This window comes from Pseudoflavonifractor capillosus (genome assembly GCF_016902575.1).
GTDB lineage: Bacteria > Bacillota > Clostridia > Oscillospirales > Oscillospiraceae > Enterenecus > Enterenecus capillosus_A.
Window position 1 is genome coordinate 24,603 of sequence record NZ_JACSNZ010000017.1, and the last position, 14,569, is coordinate 39,171.

Consider the following 14,569-nt stretch of genomic DNA (forward strand, 5'->3'; position numbering starts at 1 on the left):
CGCTGCCTGCGCACCACATCTGAAAAGGAAGGATCTGCTGCTATGAAACGCGCGGTTTTATCTGTATGTATCCTGGCATTGGCATTGATTCTGACAGCCTGCGGTCCGACGCCGTCTGACAGTGCAGTCTCCACCGGCGATTCCGCCAGCGGAGATCACGCCTTCGACTATGGCGGTGACGTGACGCTGCGCATTCTCTCCGGCTCGGAGAACCAGGAGCTGGAGGGTATCCTGGATGACTTCGTCCGGGAGCGGGGCGTGAACATCGAGATGGACTACCAGGGCTCCCTGGACATCATGCGCGCCCTCCAGGGGGAGACCATCGACTACGACGCGGTGTGGCCGGCCAGTAGCCTGTGGCTCACCGCCGGGGACACCCAGTACCGGGTGAAGCACGCCCAGTCCATCTCCATCACCCCGGTGGTCTTCGGCATCCGACAGAGCCTGGCGGAGGAGCTGGGCTTTGTGGGCCGGGAGGTGTCGGTGGGCGACCTGCTCTCCGCCATCCAGGCGGGGGAGCTGGAGTTCTGCATGACCTCCGCCACCCAGTCCAACTCCGGGTGCAGTGCCTACATCGGCTTCCTCTACGCCCTGCTGGGCAATCCGGATGTGATCACGTCGGAGAACCTCCAGACCCCGGGCCTGGCGGAGCAGATCACCCAGCTGCTCTCCGGCGTGGATCGATCCTCCGGAAGCTCTGACTGGCTGAAGGACCTGTTCCTCACCGGTGGCTACGACGCCATGGTGAACTATGAGTGCCTCGTCATCAGCGCCAACCAGGAGCTGGAGGCGCGGGGGGAGGAGACGCTGTACGCCGTCTACCCCTACGACGGTCTGTCCATTGCCGACTCCCCTTTAGGCTATGTGGACAACGGGGACGCCGAGAAGGAACAGGCCTTTCTGGATTTACAGGAGTATCTCCTGTCCGACGAGGTGCAAAACGAGATCCAGCGCACCGGCCGCCGCACCGGTTACGAGGGGGTGTCGGCGGAGAACGCCGACGTGTTCCGCGCCGACTGGGGCGTCCAGCCGAACCGGGTGCTCTCCCCCATCCGGATGCCCTCCACCGATGTGCTCATGGAGTGTCTGGATCTGTACCAGACGCAGTTCCGCAAGCCCTCCCTCACGGTCTACTGTCTGGACTACTCCGGCAGCATGGAGGGGATCGGCCGGGAACAGATGGTGGAGGCCATGAGCCAGATCCTGATCCAGGAGAACGCAGAGCAAAATCTGCTCCAGGCCTCGGAACACGAGGTCAATATCCTCATCCCCTTTGAGGGCTACCCCCGGGACGTCTACACCGCCGAGGGCAACGGGGCGGAGCTGGAGGATCTCTACGACCAGGTGGAGGCGGAGGAGGCCGTGGGTGGCACCGACATCTATTATGCCGCCATGGAGGGCCTGCGGCAACTGGATGGCTACGACCTGAGCCAGTATACCCCCGCCATCATCCTGCTGACGGACGGGGTATCCGACGGGAGTTTTTCCGACTTCCGGGACGGCTACGAGGTCTTCGGGGCGGATGTGCCGGTGTTCTCTATCATGTTCGGCTCCGCCGATCCCACCCAGCTGGAGGAGCTGGCGGAACTGACCCACGCCCGGGTCTTCGACGGCCGGGAGGACCTGATCGGGGCCTTCCGCAGCGTGAAGGGGTACAACTGAGATGAAGAAAGGACAACTGCGGCAACTGGTACTGTCGCTGGGCGTGGGGGGCGCGGCCTTTTTGATCCTGGCCCTGGGCCTGCGCTGGAATTTCCTGTTCAGCGCCGCGCTGGGGGTGGGAATCTATCTGGGAGTGTGGTTCCTGCTGGCCCCAAAGGCGGACCCCATCACCCTCTATTTCGCCCAGCGGCCAGACGGCGGCGAGATGCAGGCCCTGATGGAGGAGGCGGAGCGGGATCTGAAGGCCATCCGGTCGGCCGCCGGCCGGATCACGGACGTCCGGACCCATGAGGACGCCCTGGCCCTCACGGAGACGGGGGATCGCCTCTACTGCTATCTTCGGGAGCATCCGGAGAAGATTTCGTCGGCCAACCGCTTCCTCATCTACTATCTGGACACGGTGGGCCGGATCCTGGGGCAGTATGTGAACTTCCAGGATGCCGGGCTGGGGACTTCCGAGGTGCGGGAGTTTCAGCGGAAGGTGCGGGCCATTTTGCCAAAACTGAAGACCGGATTTGAGGAACAGCTCAGCCAGCTGATGGCCTCGGAGCGGTTTGACGCGGAGGCGGACATGAAGGTCATGGAGGGCCTGCTGAACACGGAGGGATTCCAATGGGAAGCAAATCAAAATGGATCGGTCTGATCATTCTGCTGGCCGTCATCGCTGCGGCGGCGATCTATCTGCTACTGGGCGGCGGCCCCCAGCCGGAGCCCACCGTCCTGCGGGGCTATGTGGGGGGCGAAAAGATCGGCCTGCTGGAGAACGAGGCGGTACAGGACATTCTGGAGCGGGAGTACGGGCTCACCCTGGATTACGCCAAGGCTGGCTCCCTGGACATGGTGGCGGCGGACCACGAGGGCCGGGATTTCCTTTTTCCCTCCAGCCAGACCGCCCTGGAGTACTACCAGCAGCTCTGCGGCGCGCCGGACAAGAGCCAGATCGTGTTCAACACCCCCATCGTCCTCTACACCCACCGTCCCATCCTGGAGACGTTCCAGAAAGAGGGACTGGTGACAGAGCGGGACGGGGTCTACTACATGGACATGGCCGCTCTGGTGGCGGAGATCGAGGCGGGCACCACCTGGGCGGATCTGGGGCTGCCGGAGCTCTACGGCACCGTAGCGGTCAACACCACCGACCCTGTGCGCTCCAACTCCGGCAATATGTTTGCGGGGCTGCTGGCCAATGTGCTGTGCGGCGGGGTGGCGGATGCGGACAGTGTGGAGGCCGTGCTGCCCCGCCTGAAGGCCATCTTCGAAAAGCTGGGCTATATGGAGGCGTCCTCCTCTGACCTGTTCGACCAGTTCCTCAAGACCGGCATGGGGGCCAAGCCTGTGATCGCCGGCTATGAGAACCAGCTGCTGGAGTTCGCTGTGGAGAACCCGGAGGACTGGGCGCAGCTGAAGGATGACATCGTGCTGCTCTATCCCACCCCCACCGTCTGGTCCTCCCATGTCTACATCGCCCTGGATGAGGCAGGAGAGGCGGGCATCGACGCCCTGCTGGACGAGGAGGTCCAGCGCCTGGCCTGGGAAAATCACGGCTTCCGCACCGAGGTATCCGGCACGGACGCCGACGAAGACCACTTCGGCGTCCCTTACCTGGCCGCGGAGATCACCCAGGTGGCCGCCATGCCCAGCTACGCCGCCATGGAGAAGATCATCGCCGATCTGTCGTAAACGTAAATTTTACCGCAGGGCTGGATAAATGCGCTGTGCAAAGGGAGGTATTTTCACAGATGGATGGGCTCATCGTCTATGGCAGCAAATACGGCACGACCCGCCGGTATGCGGAGGAGCTCTCCCGGCTCACTGGCCTGCCCGCCATCCCCTGTGGGGAATTCCACAGGCTGGCTGAGGGGAGTATCCTTGTCTATCTTGGGGCGCTCTATGCCGGCGGGGTGCTGGGGCTCAAGCAGGCAATGAAAGGACTTTCCCTCGGGGATGGCCAGCGGCTGATCGTGGCCACCGTGGGTCTGGCCGACCCTGCGGAGCCGCAGAACCGGGCGCATATTCGCGCGGCACTTCAAAAGCAGCTGCCGCCGGAGCTTTCGGAGCGGGCCGTTCTCTTCCACCTCCGGGGCGGTATTGACTATGCCGTTCTGTCCCCACGCCACCGGGCCATGATGGCCGCAATGTGCTTCTCCCTGCGCAGGAAGCCGGCGCGGCAGAGGTCCGCTGAGGACCAGGCGCTGCTGGAGACTTACGGAAAACAGGTGGACTTCACGGATCTCTCTGCGCTGGCTCCCATCGTCAGAGAGATCCTGCGCGGATAAGATATGTTGGGAAAGAAGTGCCTTCAACCAGAGCGGCCGATGGGCATCTGATCGCGTACAGGGGTCGGTGATCCAAACCCGTTAGCAGCTATCCCCAAAATGGCATTGAGTGATTTTCAGATACTTACAGTCTGAAGAATTTACGACCAGAGTTCTTGTGGTCACGACTGAAAAGTGGATACATAAACATGATCAGCCCGCCGGTTCCGAAAGGAACCGGCGGGCTGATATTCTGCCTATCAAGCGCTGAATTGGTGTAGATTTGGTGTAAATCGGGGACACCAGCCACAGAAGATCCAGCTGTCCTCAAGGGTCAGCGGCTATTTTTTAGTACATGCCGCCCATGTCGGGAGCGGGAGCAGCGGGAGCGGGAGGCTCGGGCTTGTCGGCCACCAGAGCCTCGGTGGTCAGCAGAGTAGCGGACACAGAAGCGGCGTTCTCCAGGGCAGAGCGGGTCACCTTGGTGGGATCCACGATGCCGTTGGCGATCATGTCGCAGTACTCCTCCTTGTAGGCGTCGAAGCCGTAGCCCACCTGGCCAGCGGTCTTCACCTTCTCCAGCACCACGGAGCCGTCGATGCCGGCGTTGGTGGCGATCTGCTTCATGGGCTCAGCCAGAGCCTTGGCAATGATCTTCACGCCGGTCTTTTCGTCACCCTCCACGGTGTTCAGCAGAGCCTCCACCGCAGCAATGGCGTTGACGTAGGCGGTGCCGCCGCCAGCCACAATGCCTTCCTCCACGGCGGCACGAGTGGCGTTGAGGGCATCCTCAATGCGCAGCTTCTTCTCCTTCATCTCGGTCTCGGTGGCAGCACCCACACGGATGATGGCCACGCCGCCAGCCAGCTTGGCCAGACGCTCCTGGAGCTTCTCCTTGTCGTACTCGGAGGTGGTGTTCTCGATCATGTGACGGATCTGGGAGACACGGGCAGCGATGGTGTCAGCAGCGCCAGCGCCATCCACAATGATGGTGTTCTCCTTGGACACCTTCACCTGACGGGCAGTGCCCAGCATGGTCAGGTTGGCCTCCTTCAGGTCCATACCCATGTCGGTGGACACCACAGTGCCGCCGGTGAGGATGGCGATATCCTCCAGCATCTCCTTGCGGCGATCGCCGAAGCCGGGAGCCTTGATGCAGCACACGTTCAGGGTGCCACGCAGCTTGTTCACCAGCAGGGTGGACAGGGCGTCGCCCTCCACGTCCTCGGCGATGATCAGCAGCTTCTTGCCGCTCTGCACCACCTGCTCCAGCAGGGGCAGCAGCTCCTGGATGGAGGAGATCTTCTTATCGGTGATGAGGATATAGGGGTCGTCCAGAACGGCCTCCATCTTCTCGGTGTCGGTGACCATGTAGGGGGTGATGTAGCCACGGTCCAGCTGCATACCCTCTACCACCTCGGAGTAGGTCTCGGCGGTCTTGGACTCCTCCACGGTGATGACGCCGTCGTGGGAGACCTTCTCCATGGCCTCGGCAATCAGGGTGCCGATGGCGTCGTCGCCAGAAGAGATGGCGCCAACACGGGCGATGTCAGAGGTGCCGGAGACGGGCTTGGAGTTGCGCTTGATCTCCTCAATGGCAGCGGTGGTGGCCTTGGCAATGCCCTTCTTCATGACCATGGGGTTGGCGCCGGCAGCCAGGTTCTTCAGACCCTCACGGATGATGGCCTGAGCCAGCAGGGTGGCGGTGGTGGTACCGTCGCCAGCCACGTCGTTGGTCTTGGTGGACACTTCCTTGACGATCTGGGCGCCCATGTTCTCAAAGGGATCGTCCAGCTCGATCTCCTTGGCGATGCTCACGCCGTCGTTGGTGATCAGGGGAGTGCCAAACTTCTTATCCAGCACCACGTTGCGGCCCTTGGGACCCATGGTGATCTTCACAGTATCAGCCAGCTGATTGACGCCCCGCTCCAGAGCGTGACGGGCTTCCTCGCCGTAGCAAATAATCTTAGCCATAATTCAATTACCTCCTATTAGTCCTCGACAATGGCCAGAATGTCATTCTGACGAACGATGGTGTACTCTTCTCCATCCACCTTGACCTCAGTGCCGGAGTACTTGCTGGTGAGCACCTTGTCGCCCACCTTCACGGTCATGACGACTTCCTTGCCGTCCACCACGCCGCCGGGGCCAACGGCCACCACTTCGGCCATCTCGGGCTTCTCCTTGGCGCTGGCGGTGAGAATGATGCCGCCCTTGGTGGTTTCCTGGGCCTCCATGGCCTTCAAGATCACTCGATCTGCCAGAGGTTTCAAAGTCATAACAGGTTCCTCCTTATATACAATCCAATGGTTTACTTGGTCGGGGTTTAGCACTCATTTTGCCCGAGTGCTAACTCTAGATAAGATAATAACCGTTTCACACAAAAAAATCAACCCCTATTTTTCAAAAATAGAGGTTGACGGTAAAAAATTCATCTTTCGTTCACAACGTGACAGCTCGAGTGCTAATTCGACCTTCCACACGGGGCTGATAACTGAGGCCCTGGGGGTAAAAGAAGTTCACCTTTTTCTCGGAGAGCCGGATGTGGTAGCGGGTGTTTTCCAGCGTCTCCCCATCCACCACCGCCACAATGGGATCAGGTGCAGAGATGGTAAACTCGATGCCCTCCACGGCGGTGATAAGGTCGGGGTGCTGGCGGTAGCGGCCTTTGGCGTACTCCCCCACCAGGCGGAAGAAGGTTCTCCGGCTGACTTTGGGCACCACCAGCATCTCCAGCTTTCCGTCGTCGGGAAGGTTGTCTCCTACGGGCATAAAGCCGCCGCCGTAATAGCGGCCATTGCACACACATACAATGGTGGTCTCCCCCTCATAGGAAAAGTCCCCTGCCTCCACCCGGGTGGGGCGGCTGATGCCCTTGAAGAGCACATTGGCGATGAGAGAGAGGATGTAGGCCCCGATGCCCCGCACCAGGGGCAGGCGGCGGTACTTGTGCACATCGGCGGCAATGCGGGCATCCACGCCGGCGCAGAAGATGTCCAGCCCCAGCTTGCCGTTGCACTCCATGAGATCCATGGCCACCTGGGGCCCCTGGCTCAGGGCCTCCAGCTGGGAGAATCTGTCCTTATTCTCCGGCCCGAACATCTTCAAAAAGTCGTTGCCCGTGCCCAGGGGCACGTTGGTCACCGCCACATGGTCCAGACCTGCCACCCCGTTGATGACTTCATTTAAGGTACCGTCCCCGCCGCAGGCGTAAATCCGCAGGGGCTCCCCAGTCTGGGCGGCAGCCCGGGCAATCTCACAGGCCTCCTCCTGGCGCTGGGTGTGTACCACCACACTATCCAAGTCCAGGCGGTCAATCTGCTCCAGCAGCGCCCCCTCGTTGCCTGCCTTTCCGGCGGCGGGGTTTACGATAAACAGATGTTTCATGTCCCTCTCTCCATCACTTCACGCCGTACTGGAACAGGTCGCATTTCAGCATTCCGTTGTACAGCTTCCTTTTTTTGTCCGCCTTCTTCCCGTAGGTGCGTTCGAACTCGGTGTGGGAGGAGAGCACAGACACCTGCCAGCCGTCGGGGAACTTGTCCATGGCACGGCCGAAGGCCCGGTACAGCTCCTCCGCCTCTCGCTTTTCCATCAGCCGCTCGCCGTAAGGGGGATTGGTGACCACACGCCCCCGCAGGCCGCCGAAGTGGAACCGGGTGGCGTCCGCCACTTCAAAGGACACCACGTCGTCCACCTCGGCCAGCTGGGCATTGTGCCGGGCCAGCTCCACCGCCTGGGGGTCGATGTCTCCGCCCCAGATCTCGTAATTTCCGTCAAATTCCCCGTCCATGGCCTCGTCGGCAGCGTCCAGCCACAGCCCCGAGGGCAGCTGGGCCCACTTCTGGGCGGAGAAGGAACGATTGAGGCCGGGGGCACGGTTCTTAGCCACCAGAGCGGCCTCAATGGCGATGGTGCCCGAGCCGCAGAAGGGGTCGCAGAAGGGATCTCTCCCCTTGTAGCGAGACAGAGCCACCATGGCAGCGGCCAGAGTCTCCTTCAAAGGTGCCGCCACCCCCTGAGCCCGGTAGCCCCGCTTGTAAAGTCCCTCCCCGGAGGTGTCCAGCATCAGAGATGCCCGGTCTTTGAACAGGGCAAACTGCACCTGATACAGTATCCCGGTCTCGGGCAGGGTCTCCAGCCCGTACACCTTTCCCAGCCGCTTGGCAATGGCCTTTTTCACCATGGCCTGGCAGGTGGGCACGGCGTGGAGGGCAGAGTTGATGGAGTAGCCCTTCACGGGGAACTTCCCCTCCCGGGGAATAAACTCCTCCCAGGGCAGAGAACGGGTTCCCTCAAAGAGGGCCTCAAAGGTAGGAGCCATGAACTCCCCCAGCAGGATGAGCACCCGGGCACCACAGCGCAGGTTCAAATTCAAACGGGGGATATCCTTTTTGGTGCCCGTACACAGAACCCGGCCGTTTTCCGCCCGCACATCGCCCAGTCCCAGCTTTTTCGCCTCGTAGCTGACCAAACTCTCCACCCCCAGCAGGGTGGGAATGACAAATTGCAGTTTTCCGTCCATACTCCATCCTCTCCGGGGTTTACCCCCTGTTGACGCAAAATACCCATAATCTTTTTTATTATATCCAATTCGGGACACTGTGACAAGAACCATTATTTTTTTGCTAAATTTCGTAAAGGTTACAAGATTGTAGTGGTATCACCTGGTCACATATGCTATACTACCCCCAAAGGAGGAAACCATCATGGACTCTATTTATCTGATTGTCTGGCTGGTGCTGCTGATTGTCTTCGCCGTTGCCGAGGCTGCCACAGTGGGCCTGACGTCCGTCTGGTTTGCCATCGGCTCTCTGGGTGCATTGATCTGCGCTCTGCTAGGCGGTAACATCTGGTTGCAAGTGGGCATTTTCATTGTCCTCTCCCTGGTGTGTCTGCTGGCTCTGCGCCCCCTGGCCAAGAAGTATTTGAACAGCCGGGTGGAGCCCACCAACGCTGACCGGGTCATTGGACAAGAGGCTCAGGTCACCCAGGACATTGACAACATCCAGGGTACTGGCAGCGTCACCATTGGAGGTATCACCTGGACCGCCCGCAGTGAGCATGACACCCCCATCCCCGCCGGGGCCATGGTACGGGTGCTGCGCATAGAAGGAGTCAAAGTTATGGTTGAGAAGGTAAAGGAGGAAGTCAAATGAACGGTATACTGTCACTGATGATCCCTGTGGCGATCATCATCATCATTCTGCTCATCATCGCCGCCAACGTCAAGGTGGTGCCCCAGTCCAAGGCCACTGTGGTGGAACGGCTGGGTGCGTTCCGGGCCGTGTGGGGGGTGGGTCTCCACTTCAAGATCCCCTTCATTGAGCGCATTGCCAAGACCGTGTCCCTGAAGGAGCAGGTGGTGGACTTCGCTCCCCAGCCCGTTATCACCAAGGACAACGTGACCATGCAGATCGACACCGTGCTCTATTTCCAGATCACCGACCCCAAGCTGTACACCTACGGGGTGGAACAGCCTCTGAGCGCCATTGAAAACCTCACCGCCACCACCCTGCGTAACATCATCGGCGACCTGGAGCTGGATCAGTCCCTCACCAGCCGTGACCACATCAACACCCAGATGCGCTCCATCCTGGACGAGGCCACCGACCCCTGGGGCATCAAGGTCAACCGTGTGGAGCTGAAGAACATCATGCCTCCCCGGGACATTCAGGAGTCCATGGAGAAGCAGATGCGGGCCGAGCGGGAACGCCGGGAAGCCATTCTCCAGGCCGAGGGCCAGAAGCAGTCCCAGATCCTGGTGGCTGAGGGCGAAAAGCAGTCCGCCATTCTCCGGGCTGATGCCGCCAAGCAGGCCAAAATCATGCAGGCCGAGGCAGAAAAGACCGCCCGCATCCTGGCAGCCGAAGCTGAGAGCGAGGCCATTTTGAAGGTGCAGCAGGCCACCGCCGACGCTTTGAAGCTCTTGAATGAGGCCGCTCCCAACACGGAAGTGCTCCAGCTCAAGGCTCTGGAAGCCTTCCAGAAGGCTGCTGACGGCCGGGCCACCAAGATCATCATTCCCAGCGAGATTCAGGGTCTGGCCGGCCTGTGCGCCTCTGCCAAGACGGTGTTCGACTCCGTTACCCCCAATCCCGCCGCACCCACCCAAAAGCCTCCCGCACCCAAGCCCTGATTGTAAGGGAAAACCGGGATTTTACATGAAAACACACACGCTCCTGGAATCCCAAGGATTCCAGGAGCGTTATCTTTGCCTCCCCGCCTGAAAATTTTTTACTCTCGCCGTCACAAAACCGTTCCCCCAACACATGGTAAGTTGATACGAGAAACATCGCCCCAACCCATCCCAAAGAGAAAAGGAGGGAAAACCCCGTGGAACAACCTTCCTCCTTCCTGGCTGACCTGTACCGACAGGAATACTTCACCCTGTACCGGGTGGCCTACCGCCTGACCGGCTGTCAGGAAGACGCACAGGACATGATTCAAAAAACCTTTCTGCTGGCCATTGGACAGCAGGAGGAACTGCATTCCCACCCCAACCCCGGGGGCTGGCTCATGGTGACCCTGAGCAACCTGGTAAAAAACGAACGTCGGCGCATGTCCAACCGGGTGGAATTCTCCCTGGAGGACATGGCCCAACTCCCGGCCCAGCAGCCCAGTGCCTCGTTTTGGGAGTCTCTGCCCCCGGGCCTTACCCAGGACGACCGGCAGCTGCTGAGCTGGAAGTATGAGTTGGAGCTGGACCACTCCGAGATGGCCCGACGGCTGGGCATCTCCCCCCAGGCCTGCCGGGCCCGGCTGTCCCGACTGCTGAAAAAATGCCGGGCCCTCATGGAGCCCCAACCGAAAAAAGATTCGTCCAAAGATGTCACAAAACCGTCCGCCCAGAACATAGATAAGGTGAGTGCGGGGAAAGGAGGAAACCATGGCTGAACATGATCTACGGGTCACTGGGACAACCCAGATGCCCGATGCCAACCAGTTGGCCCAGCTCTCCCCCGAGGAGCTGGCCCAGGCCATGGAGCAGGCTCTGGACGAAATGACCGAGGACACCTATGACCAGGCGGTGGTAAACGCCTACCTGGATGCCCTGGATGCCAAGGCCCCCATGCCAGAGATGCCGGACGTGGACACCTCCTATCAGCAGTTTCAGTCCATGCTCACCGGGGCTCTGCCTTCCCGCCCCAAGCGTAGGGGCAGGGTGCTGCGCATGACGCTGCGGGTGTTTCTGGCCGCTGCCTTTCTGTTTGGCTGCCTGGTTGCGGCCCAGGCCTCGGGTATGGACGTGTTTGGTGCCATGGCCCGGTGGACGGACGATACCTTCTATTTAGAAACTCAGAAGGACCATCCCGCAGCCCAGCCCCGTGTTCCCTATCAAGAAAAATATGAAGCCGCAGGATTGGATGCAGCATATATGCCCACCTGGATACCGGATGGCTATACGGTTGGGGAGATAGAAATTTTTGAACTTCCAGATTCAACCGAAATCTGCATTCCTTTCTATCATTCCAACGATTCTACAATTCAATGTTTTATTTCTTCCTACTCCAGTCCCATAGACATGCAGAGTCTTGTATTTGAAAAGGACGGTCGTCCTGTTAAGGAATACCAAGTCAACGGAAAAACCGTTTACTTGTTTCATAATTTAGATGCTATTAAAGCTGTATGTCAGCACAAAAATTTTGTATATACTCTGACCGGAGACGTTACAGAGGACATCGCTCTAAATTTCTATGCTTCCATCGGCCTAGATTCACAGAGTACATCCTCCTAAATCAATAAAAAGTAGGGTGAACTAGATGAAAAAAATATCACTCATTATGGTAATGGTTGTGTCTCTTTTGCTTGCCTGTTCTGTAAGTACTCAGGCTCAAACTAGAGCCAGCGAATATCTAAGTGGGTATAGAGCATCTATACAGTGCGGGGCCAATAGCGGTGAGATTCTCATTAATTTTGTTGTTCAGGCAGAAAAATCCGTTCCCAAAATTGGTGCTCTAAAAATTGATATCTACCGAACCAGTGGAGATCGTGCTGCCACTATCTACGGCACAACCTCAAACGGTTTGCTCTCTCCCAAAAGTGGCAGACTTTACGCTCACAGCTACACATACAAAGGAATCCCCACTGTCTCTTACTACGCAGTCGTCACCGTCTGTGCGGGTCCTTCCACCAATTATGACACCAGAACGGTGAAAACCTCAGTGGTGCAAGCACCTAAGTGAATATTTTAAACCATTGCAAGCAGGACCTGGAGAAGTTTTCTCCAGGTCCTGCTTGCTCTCCCTCAATTTTTTAATTCTTCGTAACATTCTGACCATATGAATACATATGTGTAGTAGAAGTACCTATCAAGAGTAGAAAGGGTGAGTCCCGTGGTTTCCTTGACCTTCTCATTGTTGTGTCTGTTGGGCGCTGCCTCTGGAAACTCTGTAGCGGCACCAACTACTCAGTTCCCTGATTACTCTTTCAACAGCTTCTATAATGAAGAAGCATCCCAAAAAATTCATCCCCAAAGCAATGCAAAGTTAAGGAATTCCTTAACAAACACTACCACAGGCAATCTTGTCATAGACTTATACAAAGGTGACTCTCAAAAAATACAGTTGAACGGCCAATCACATCTCACCGAGTCATACACAAGCACAGGAACTATTCGAATGCAAGGAGATAACGTATCTTTCTCTGCTGAAGGAACTTTGTTAAATGTTCCAATCAATTCCAACACTGAAGGCTTGATTGGCAATCTTTTCGGTACCACAGATAAGGAAGAATTCCTTGTAATTACGTTACACAGCATTCCAGAAACCGAAGAGCTCTTTGCCTATGTATCTGTCGGCACGGTTTCAGAAAATTCCACTTCAGAAGTTTTAATCTTTGGAGATACCTTTAATGAAATGAATCTTCTCGTAGAACGCTTATATTTGTGGCAAAATAACACTTCTCTTGCTCCAGAAAACTCAGGCAGTTATGATATCGAAAAAATCAGCGAAAATCCCGCACCACATGCTAATACAAACAGTGCATATAACACTGTGTGGAGGCAAACCCTTAACTCAGAAACAACATCAAAAAACGGGAGAAAGTATAAAATAGCCTCGTTATCTCTTTTCTCGCCCAAAAAAGTACGAGCAAACAGTGTGTATGACTATGCAGCGAAAATAAACGCAAACATGGAAGTTGCAAAGAAGTACGCATTAGAAGAATATGGGCTTACTCATGTTGCAGTCACTCCAGTGCGAGGAAGTGTTCAACTGCGCCTAAACTTTCCTGATGCTGACCTATCAAATCCTACTCCAGAACCATACGTTAATATTGCTTCACTAACCATTCCTGTAAAAGATAAGTTTGGTATTTGTGAATGGTTGCCACTGGAAGCGTCCATCGAACTTTCTGGTATAAAGATTACAAGAAGTTCTACTGGAACATCAGGACATCTGAATGTAATGACATGGAACCATGCCTATTCCACTGATGTAGATATTGGGTCTCAGTCAGGAGAATTTGTTGCCAAGGGCTATTATGGAAGAGCAGACGGGTGCTGCAAAAAAGTCCCAGCCGGTGGTACAGGCACTGCAACCATCTGGGCCAAAGGACAGATTACTTTTCACTGCTATGCATCCGCTGCATTAAATGGGGTTGCCTACTCAGGTACCTATACCGTATCTGTAGGAGACATCTCACAAGGGGTAACAGTTGAAGGTTACTAAACATTTTTTGTTTGTGAGATACATATAATATTATCTATGTATACACAACGCATGCAGGAGGCTACATAGATGAAAAAAAGAATTTACATTCCAATCATAGTTCTGATACTGCTGGTAGCGGCCTCCTTCCTTGGTTTTCTCTATGGCGTGCACCAGGGTGAAAAGCAGTCCTTGACTAATACTCAGGAGTGGGTGACTGGACGATGCATCCAACAGTTAGAGACTGCCCAATCTGAATTTAAAAAATGGCAAACATTCCAAGATGCTCGATATTATTGGGCTGGTGTCGATGCCTACGGTAATTTTTACACCAACTACGACTGGCTCTGCACCCTGTATGATAACTCCACCTTGGTGGCTCCCTTACGCACCTATTCGCAGATGAACCAAATGCTCCTGGTGGCTCCAGATCATTGCCAAGCCCATATGGAGCAACTACTGATGGCTCTGGAGGGAATACGAAGTCACCCTCTGGATCTCAACGCAGAAAAGGACATGCGGCAACTTTATTATGACATCTCCAGCGAAGCGGAAGGCAACACCACGTAACCGTACAACGGTATCTTCCACAATCCTATGCAGACAAAAACGGTGTGCCCTCAGATATTCTGGGGGTACGCCGTTTTGTTATTTCAGTGGCGCTTCCCCCGGCTCATTGGCCGGAAGTCCCGGTTCTGGAATTGGGGTCATCTTCGGCTGCGGGATGGGAGTGGGCAACAGGATAGCCTGGGGCCCCTCACCTTTCCCCGTACATCCCGCCAGCAACAAAGCCGCCATACTCACACATGCCACCCGTGCTGCCATGTGTCGTCTGTTCATACACACCCTCCTTTTATCAAGACAGCCCCACACGATGTGTGGGGCTGTTCTTCTTGTATATTGAAAACCCCCGGCTGTGCCGGGGAGTTCAAAAAAAGCTTTAGCGTTCCGTATGAAGAAAAAACTCCTTTTGATACAATCAAGGTGCGGTCTGCCAACTGC

The 14,569-nt window shown here is 56.7% G+C and carries 16 protein-coding genes; 11 read left to right on the forward strand and 5 right to left on the reverse strand.

What is annotated here, in order from left to right; genetic code table 11:
• Positions 1-42: 42 nt before the first annotated feature.
• Genes H9X86_RS07155 through H9X86_RS07170 form a run of 4 tightly spaced genes read left to right on the forward strand, consistent with a single transcriptional unit; the run spans position 43 to position 3,938 of the window.
• On the forward strand, positions 43-1,662 hold the full coding sequence (locus tag H9X86_RS07155) for a vWA domain-containing protein (RefSeq protein WP_204900859.1): 1,620 nt from the start codon (positions 43-45) through the stop codon (positions 1,660-1,662).
• Position 1,663: 1 nt separating this feature from the next.
• Positions 1,664-2,305, forward strand: a complete 642-nt coding sequence (locus H9X86_RS07160) for a 5-bromo-4-chloroindolyl phosphate hydrolysis family protein (protein ID WP_204900860.1) — start codon at positions 1,664-1,666, stop codon at positions 2,303-2,305.
• Positions 2,275-3,342 (forward strand): hypothetical protein, encoded by a 1,068-nt coding sequence (locus H9X86_RS07165; protein ID WP_204900861.1) that lies wholly within the window; start codon positions 2,275-2,277, stop codon positions 3,340-3,342. Before H9X86_RS07160 ends, H9X86_RS07165 begins: the two co-directional genes overlap by 31 nt.
• 59 nt (positions 3,343-3,401) lie before the next feature.
• Positions 3,402-3,938, forward strand: a complete 537-nt coding sequence (locus H9X86_RS07170; RefSeq protein ID WP_204900862.1) for a flavodoxin domain-containing protein — start codon at positions 3,402-3,404, stop codon at positions 3,936-3,938.
• A gap of 327 nt (positions 3,939-4,265) precedes the next feature.
• Here the strand turns inward: H9X86_RS07170 and groL are convergent, their stop codons facing one another.
• The 4 genes from groL to H9X86_RS07190 all read right to left on the reverse strand — a co-directional run bounded on the left by groL (position 4,266) and on the right by H9X86_RS07190 (position 8,442).
• Positions 4,266-5,891, reverse strand: a complete 1,626-nt coding sequence (gene groL, locus H9X86_RS07175) for a chaperonin GroEL (protein ID WP_204900863.1) — start codon at positions 5,889-5,891, stop codon at positions 4,266-4,268.
• 17 nt (positions 5,892-5,908) lie between these two features.
• The gene (locus tag H9X86_RS07180) at positions 5,909-6,196 is read right to left on the reverse strand and encodes a co-chaperone GroES (protein WP_204900864.1); all 288 of its coding nucleotides are present in this window, start codon (positions 6,194-6,196) and stop codon (positions 5,909-5,911) included.
• 163 nt (positions 6,197-6,359) lie between these two features.
• Positions 6,360-7,304, reverse strand: coding sequence for a diacylglycerol/lipid kinase family protein (locus H9X86_RS07185; RefSeq protein ID WP_204900865.1), 945 nt, complete (start codon positions 7,302-7,304; stop codon positions 6,360-6,362).
• Positions 7,305-7,317: 13 nt separating this feature from the next.
• Positions 7,318-8,442 carry a THUMP domain-containing class I SAM-dependent RNA methyltransferase gene (locus H9X86_RS07190; protein ID WP_204900866.1) on the reverse strand — a complete coding sequence of 375 codons (1,125 nt, stop codon included), beginning with the start codon at positions 8,440-8,442 and terminating at the stop codon, positions 7,318-7,320.
• Positions 8,443-8,626: 184 nt separating this feature from the next.
• Between H9X86_RS07190 and H9X86_RS07195 the strand changes: the two genes are divergently transcribed.
• The 7 genes from H9X86_RS07195 to H9X86_RS07225 all read left to right on the forward strand — a co-directional run bounded on the left by H9X86_RS07195 (position 8,627) and on the right by H9X86_RS07225 (position 14,137).
• Positions 8,627-9,076 (forward strand): NfeD family protein, encoded by a 450-nt coding sequence (locus H9X86_RS07195; RefSeq protein WP_204900867.1) that lies wholly within the window; start codon positions 8,627-8,629, stop codon positions 9,074-9,076.
• The gene (locus H9X86_RS07200; protein ID WP_204900868.1) at positions 9,073-10,056 is read left to right on the forward strand and encodes an SPFH domain-containing protein; all 984 of its coding nucleotides are present in this window, start codon (positions 9,073-9,075) and stop codon (positions 10,054-10,056) included. The genes H9X86_RS07195 and H9X86_RS07200 overlap by 4 nt, the downstream gene beginning before the upstream one ends.
• Before the next feature lie 197 nt (positions 10,057-10,253).
• Positions 10,254-10,814: a sigma-70 family RNA polymerase sigma factor gene (locus tag H9X86_RS07205; RefSeq protein WP_204900869.1), complete on the forward strand. Its 561-nt coding sequence runs from the start codon at positions 10,254-10,256 to the stop codon at positions 10,812-10,814.
• The gene (locus H9X86_RS07210; protein WP_204900870.1) at positions 10,807-11,655 is read left to right on the forward strand and encodes a DUF4367 domain-containing protein; all 849 of its coding nucleotides are present in this window, start codon (positions 10,807-10,809) and stop codon (positions 11,653-11,655) included. The genes H9X86_RS07205 and H9X86_RS07210 overlap by 8 nt, the downstream gene beginning before the upstream one ends.
• A 25-nt stretch (positions 11,656-11,680) precedes the next feature.
• Entirely contained in the window at positions 11,681-12,103 is a 423-nt protein-coding gene (locus H9X86_RS07215) for a hypothetical protein (protein ID WP_204900871.1), read from the forward strand.
• Between the two features lie 141 nt (positions 12,104-12,244).
• Complete coding sequence (locus tag H9X86_RS07220) at positions 12,245-13,588, forward strand: hypothetical protein (RefSeq protein WP_204900872.1); 1,344 nt, start codon at positions 12,245-12,247, stop codon at positions 13,586-13,588.
• A gap of 69 nt (positions 13,589-13,657) precedes the next feature.
• Entirely contained in the window at positions 13,658-14,137 is a 480-nt protein-coding gene (locus H9X86_RS07225) for a hypothetical protein (RefSeq protein ID WP_204900873.1), read from the forward strand.
• 78 nt (positions 14,138-14,215) lie between these two features.
• On the opposite strand, the gene H9X86_RS07230 is transcribed toward H9X86_RS07225, so the two are convergent.
• The gene (locus tag H9X86_RS07230) at positions 14,216-14,407 is read right to left on the reverse strand and encodes a hypothetical protein (protein WP_204900874.1); all 192 of its coding nucleotides are present in this window, start codon (positions 14,405-14,407) and stop codon (positions 14,216-14,218) included.
• Positions 14,408-14,569: the final 162 nt, after the last annotated feature.